This window comes from Flavobacterium sp. (assembly GCF_035760125.1).
GTDB lineage: Bacteria > Bacteroidota > Bacteroidia > Flavobacteriales > Flavobacteriaceae > Flavobacterium.
This window is the reverse complement of the sequence record NZ_DASTTN010000446.1, coordinates 1-6,642: the sequence shown is the minus strand read 5'-3', so window position 1 is coordinate 6,642 and position 6,642 is coordinate 1. Positions and strand designations below refer to the sequence as shown.

At 37.5% G+C, this 6,642-nt stretch carries 5 protein-coding genes; 4 read left to right on the top strand and 1 reads right to left on the bottom strand.

The features are described from left to right. From VFS71_RS15830 to VFS71_RS15820, 3 genes are all read left to right on the top strand, one after another. A partial coding sequence (locus VFS71_RS15830) for a lyase family protein (RefSeq protein ID WP_326402477.1) occupies nucleotides 1-753 on the top strand: 753 nt, incomplete at its 5' end. 206 nt (nucleotides 754-959) lie between these two features. Further along, nucleotides 960-1,958 carry a DUF2157 domain-containing protein gene (locus VFS71_RS15825; protein WP_326402476.1) on the top strand — a complete coding sequence of 333 codons (999 nt, stop codon included), beginning with the start codon at nucleotides 960-962 and terminating at the stop codon, nucleotides 1,956-1,958. After that, nucleotides 1,942-3,129, top strand: coding sequence for a hypothetical protein (locus VFS71_RS15820; RefSeq protein ID WP_326402474.1), 1,188 nt, complete (start codon nucleotides 1,942-1,944; stop codon nucleotides 3,127-3,129). The genes VFS71_RS15825 and VFS71_RS15820 overlap by 17 nt, the downstream gene beginning before the upstream one ends. A gap of 174 nt (nucleotides 3,130-3,303) precedes the next feature. Here the strand turns inward: VFS71_RS15820 and ytxJ are convergent, their stop codons facing one another. Then, a complete protein-coding gene (ytxJ, locus tag VFS71_RS15815; protein WP_326402472.1) occupies nucleotides 3,304-3,693 on the bottom strand; it encodes a bacillithiol system redox-active protein YtxJ in 390 nt (129 codons plus the stop codon). A gap of 153 nt (nucleotides 3,694-3,846) precedes the next feature. On the opposite strand from ytxJ, the gene clpB reads away from it, so the two are divergent. After that, nucleotides 3,847-6,453 carry an ATP-dependent chaperone ClpB gene (gene clpB, locus VFS71_RS15810; protein WP_326402470.1) on the top strand — a complete coding sequence of 869 codons (2,607 nt, stop codon included), beginning with the start codon at nucleotides 3,847-3,849 and terminating at the stop codon, nucleotides 6,451-6,453. Nucleotides 6,454-6,642 lie beyond the last annotated feature (189 nt).

Sequence of the window (6,642 nt, the reverse complement as noted above, 5' to 3'; positions counted from 1 at the left end):
GACGACATCACAATGCTGAATGCCGCACTGAAAATCGTTGACCAAAATCCGTTGGGCTCAGCCGCTGGTTACGGAAGCTCATTCCCTATCAACAGAACTTTCACTACCAAAGAATTAGGTTTCGAAACTTTAAAATACAATTCGGTTGCGGCACAAATGAGCCGCGGTAAATCGGAAAAAACAGTCGCTTTTGCAATGAGCAGTGTGGCTGCTACGCTTTCTAAATTCTCCATGGACGTGTGTTTGTATATGAGTCAAAATTTTGATTTCATCGGTTTACCATCGCATCTTACTACTGGTTCCAGTATAATGCCACACAAGAAAAATCCTGATGTTTTCGAGCTAATTCGTGGTAAATGTAACAAGATTCAAGCTTTGCCTTATGAAATCACTTTGATTACCAATAATCTTCCTAGTGGTTACCACAGGGATTTACAACTATTGAAAGAAGGGCTGTTTCCTGCGATTCAAAACTTGAAAGCTTGTTTGGATATTGCTATTTTCTCTATCAAAGATATTACAGTAAAAGACAATATTTTGAATGACCCAAAATACAATTACCTCTTTACTGTTGATACCCTAAACGAAATGGTAGTAGCAGGAATGCCTTTTAGAGATGCTTACAAAGCTGTTGCGGAACAATTGGAAAACGGAACCTATCAATCTCCAAAAGAAACAAAACACACTCATGAAGGAAGCATCAATAACCTTTGTCTGGAAGAAATAAAAAATAAAATGAAGAGTACATATTAATTCAAAATCAAGCAAAAAGAGGCTGTCTCAAAATAGACAACCTCTTTTTTTATGCTTTTTTGATTCTTTCCAGATGAAAAATAAAGAGAATTCAAAAAAAAATGGCACCTCCATCCCAGATTCTTACCTGTTCTAAATAAGCCTCACTTCATCATTAATTAGTACTAAAAATTCTATATATTTGAGAGATTTCTTAAATATATAACATGGCAAATTTCGAAGAACAAGCTACTCAAACGCTTTTTGACAAAAATCACATTACAGAAGAACAATTCGAAGCCATTAAGGCGTATCGTGGTTTGAATTTGTTTTCGGTTCACAATGAACTGAAGTTCTTACTATATCTTTCGATGTTGATGTTTACCTCGGGGATTGGTATTTTAATTTACCAAAATATAGACACGATTGGCCATACCGCAATTCTTGGCCTATTGCTTTTGGTGACAGTTACCTGCTTCTATTTTTGCTTTAAAAACCATCCAGGATTCAAAAAAGAAGAAGCACCTTTCCCTAATCCACTTTATGATTATTTGGTGGTAACGGCTGTTATTTTGAGCTGTACGTTTGTGGGATATTTGCAGTTTCAATACCAAACTTTTGGAACTCATTACGGATTGGCTACTTTGGTGCCTACAATCATAAGTCTTTTGTGTGCCTATTATTTTGACAACAAAAGTGTTCTATCTATCGGAATCACTGGAATGGCAGCTTATTTAGGACTTTCGGTAGATCCTAAACATGTTTTTGAAAACGAGATGATCGACAATACCTACTTGAGTTATATTGGTTTGGCTTTTGGACTGTCTTTACTGCTTTGGGTTTTGTATGCATCCAAAATCAATTTGAAAAAACACTTCAATTTGGTTCACCTGACGTTTTCACTGCATTTGGTCAGTATAGCCTGTATTGTCAATTTATTTGAGGATTTTTGGTTTGCTTTTGGAATAGTTTTAGGAATTGCAGTCTATTATTTTTATAATTTAAGTTTCCAAATAAGGTCCATTTCTTTGTTTATTTTCACTGTTTTATATGGATATATCGGAATGAACATCTTATTCGTAAGGATTTTAGAATCAATTAATCTTGAAGACATATTCTCTGTATTCATTTTTACTACCCCATTTTATTTTATTGGGTGCATAATTGGATTTATAAAATTGATTAAACACTTCAACAAAAAAACTACCGATGATAGTATACGATAAAACACTTTTGGACAACCTTTATATAGACGAAGAAGCAAATCGATTGAAAAAGTCAGGTTTCATTAGTCAGGAACAATACCAATCTATTGGCCATCAATTACCGAAGCTTAAAAGTCAAAATAACATCTTTATCCGTATCGGCTTTTTTATACTGGGCTGTATGTTATATTCTTCAATTTGCGGGATGCTTTCATTATTTGGGTTAGCTATTATGGATGATGCTTATTTATTTTTTATCTACCTATTTGCCATAATTGGTTTTGGAGCAAAGGAATTCATGTCGAGAGAAATGAAGTATTTTGGTTTTGGCCTGGACGATGCATTTATTTTAGGCGCTATTTTAGCGTTACAGATTGCCGTTGGACTCACTTTTGAACAAAATTACAATCCAAACTATCTGTTTATTGCTATAGTAACGGCAATCGTTTCCAGTATTTCTTATTTTCGATATCTCAATCTTTCTTTAGCACTTCTTGCCTGTTTTGGAATAACAGCAAGTGTTGCATATCTTGTATTTGATTATCTTATAATTGGAAAAGCCATATTACCTTTTGTGATGTTGCTACTTTCTGGATGTGGTTATTTTATTTCTAAAAATAAGTTACAAAATCTAACTGTTACCTATTATTCTAGAGGACTGAAACTAGCCAAAGCCTTTTGCTTAATTCTATTCTATCTCGCAGGAAACTATTATGTGGTAAGAGAATTAAATTTCAGCCTTTCCGGAGAGTATTATTATAACGGCGTAAGTCCCGAAATTCCTTTTGCCATAGTCTTTTGGGCTTTTACGATTTCAATTCCTGCGCTCTATTTGTTTTTTTCTTTGAAAAACAAAGACAGAATGATGCTTTGGATTGGTTTTCTGGCACTTTGTTTTGCTTTATTCACAATTAGAACCTATCATCATGTCTTACCTCCGGAAGTTGCCTTAACCATTGGAGGATTGGCAGTATTTGCTTTTGCTTATTTTTCCATAAAAAAGACGAAGTACAATGAAACCGGAATCACGTTCAAAGAAGACCGATTTGCTAATCCAAATGCTTTTACCAATCTGCAAACTCTTGTAGTAGCTTCACAATTTGGGCTTAAACCCGAGGCAAAAGTTGAGGAATCACCAATGAAATTTGGAGGTGGCGGATTTAGCGGTGGTGGTTCTGGAGGAGAATTTTAAATTTAGATAAAAACTTTTTCAACACAGATTTCATTTCTATTTTAAAGTCTGTGCCAATCCGTGAAATCATTATAATCATTGGCTAATTAAGGCTGTTATAAATTCTAAAATAAAAAAAAGAGGCTGTCTATACATTTTAGACAGCCTCTTCTTTATTTTTTTAAACTTTAGCACCTACACTTTTTCCACTAAATCTCCCGCATCAATATCACTATGTGAAGCATCATAAACCGATTGACCGTTTTTGATCAACAATAATTGTGGCGATTGGTGCACTACCTGAAAACGGTTAGCAATTTCATTGGAAACGTCACGGTACTCAATCAAATCCAAAAAATAAGCATCTACCTTATCTTCCAAAGCAAATCCATTTTCAAATTGTTTCAATGCAAATCTGCTCACACTGCAACGGGTGCTGTGTTTGAAAATCGCTACCGGTTTTTCATTCGATAAAGCAACAATTTCATTCAGTTGACCTAAGTTGGTTAACGGAATCCAATTGATTTTGTTGATAGTTTCTTTCTTTTCTTCTGAATCACCAAATAGGGAATTAAATATGCTCATTTTGTCTTATTTTATGTCTTTTTGTCTTTATAAAATGATGAAAATCATCGTTCAAACGTCAAATTGTCCGTAAATTTATAGTGGAATATAATTTGATATTTAGTTTGCAAAGTTAGTTATTAAACATATAAAAAAAATATAAAACCTTTAATCATGAACATTAATAAATTTACCATTAAATCGCAGGAAGCAATACAGCTTTCACAGCAATTGGTTCAGAGTTTGGGTCAGCAGCAAATCGAAAACGAACACATTTTTAAAGCTATTTTTGAAGTAGACGAAAATGTGGCTCCGTTTATTTTGAAAAAACTGAACGTCAATGTACCATTGTTTCTTCAAATTTTAGACGCAACAATTCAGAGTTTTCCAAAAGTTTCCGGAGGAGAAATTCAGCTTTCCAGAACAGCCAATTCTGCATTGAACGAAGCCGAAATCATTGCAAAAAAAATGAATGATGAATACGTTTCTATTGAGCATTTGATTCTGGCGATATTCGATTCCAAAAGCAAAGTAGCCCAAATCCTAAAAGACCAAGGCGTAACCGGAAAAGGACTCAGAGCCGCCATCGAAGAATTACGAAAAGGCGAGCGAGTAACCTCAGCTTCTGCCGAAGAGAATTACAACTCTTTGAACAAATACGCTAAAAACCTCAACGAACTGGCACGAACTGGAAAACTGGATCCCGTAATTGGACGTGACGAGGAAATTCGTAGAGTTTTACAAATCCTAACCCGAAGAACCAAAAACAACCCAATGTTGGTTGGTGAACCCGGAGTGGGAAAAACCGCCATTGCCGAAGGTCTGGCGCATCGTATTGTTGCAGGAGACATACCCGAGAATTTGAAAGACAAAATCGTATTCTCCCTCGATATGGGAGCCTTGATTGCGGGAGCCAAATACAAAGGGGAGTTTGAAGAGCGTTTAAAATCCGTAGTTAAAGAAGTGATTGCAGCCGAAGGAGACATCGTGCTGTTCATTGACGAAATTCACACGCTTGTAGGTGCAGGTGGTGGCGAAGGCGCTATGGATGCCGCCAATATTCTAAAACCCGCTCTGGCACGTGGAGAATTGAGAGCGATTGGTGCAACGACTTTGGACGAATACCAAAAATATTTCGAAAAAGACAAAGCTCTTGAACGCCGTTTCCAAAAAATTATGATTGAAGAACCGGATACAGAAAGCGCCATTTCAATACTGAGAGGAATCAAGGAAAAATATGAAACACACCATAAAGTACAAATCAAAGACGATGCAATTATTGCAGCCGTAACGCTTTCGCAACGTTACATCTCCAATCGTTTTCTTCCGGACAAAGCCATCGATTTAATGGACGAAGCCGCTTCCAAACTGCGTATGGAAATCAACTCCAAACCAGAGGAACTTGACGTTTTGGATCGAAAAATCATGCAGTTGGAAATCGAAATAGAAGCCATTAAACGTGAAAAAGACGAAAGCAAACTCAAAGCATTGGGAATGGAATTAGCCAATCTCAAAGAAGAACGAAACGAAATTTACGCCAAATGGAAATCCGAGAAGGAAGTTGCCGATAACATTCAAGAGGTAAAAACCGAAATTGAAAATTTCAAATACGAAGCCGAGCGTGCCGAACGTGATGGCGATTACGGTAAAGTAGCCGAAATTCGTTACGGAAAAATCAAAGAAGCCCAAGAGCGACTAGCCGTTTATACCAAACAATTACAGGAAAACCAATCGGGAACTTCGTTGATAAAAGAAGAAGTAACACGTGAAGACATTGCCGAAGTAGTAGCCAAATGGACTGGAATCCCCGTGATGAAAATGTTACAGGGTGAGCGCGAAAAACTGTTGCATCTGGAAAACGAATTACACCACCGTGTAGTAGGTCAGGAAGAAGCCATCCAAGCCGTGAGCGATGCCGTAAGACGCAGCCGTGCTGGATTGCAAGATGTAAAAAAACCAGTAGGAACCTTCCTTTTTCTGGGAACAACGGGAGTGGGAAAAACCGAGCTTGCCAAAGCCCTGGCCGAATATCTTTTCGATGATGAAAACGCCATGACCCGAATCGATATGAGTGAGTACCAAGAACGCCACAGTGTGAGTCGATTGGTAGGTGCTCCTCCGGGATACGTGGGCTATGACGAGGGCGGACAATTGACCGAAGCCGTGCGCCGTAAACCGTATTCCGTGATACTGTTGGACGAGATCGAAAAAGCACACCCGGACACCTTCAACATCTTGTTGCAGGTACTCGACGAAGGCCGTCTGACCGACAACAAAGGACGCTTGGCCGATTTCAAAAACACCATTATCATTATGACTTCGAATATGGGAAGCCAAATCATACAGGAAAAATTCGAGAATCTAAAAGGAAGTGTCGAAGCCGCCACCGAAATTGCCAAAATCGAAGTACTTGGATTACTGAAACAAACCGTGCGTCCTGAGTTCATCAACCGTATAGACGAGATTGTAATGTTTACTCCATTGACCAGTGCCAATATTACTCAAATTGTTGGATTGCAATTGAAAAACGTAACCAATATGCTTGCCCAACAGGGCATCACCATGGACGCCACTCCCGAAGCGATTGAGTATCTATCCGAGAAAGGTTATGACCCTCAGTTTGGCGCCAGACCCGTAAAACGAGTAATTCAAAGAGATGTTCTCAACAAGCTCTCCAAAGAAATCCTCGCCGGCAAAGTACATCCCGACAGCATCATCCTACTCGATGCCTTCGACAACGAACTCGTTTTTAGAAACCAAACCGAGTTGGTTCACGAGTAATAAAATAGAATTAAATCTTAAAAACTGCAAGGCACCATGCTTTGCAGTTTTTTTTTGAAAACTAGAGTTTTATAAATAATCAACTAAATTTTAAAGATTTTTAACACATTCACCTTTCGGTTTTAAATTAAACAATTATTCACATAGCAGAGTTGAAAAAACTTAATATTTCTTTTTTGGTAAAATGCA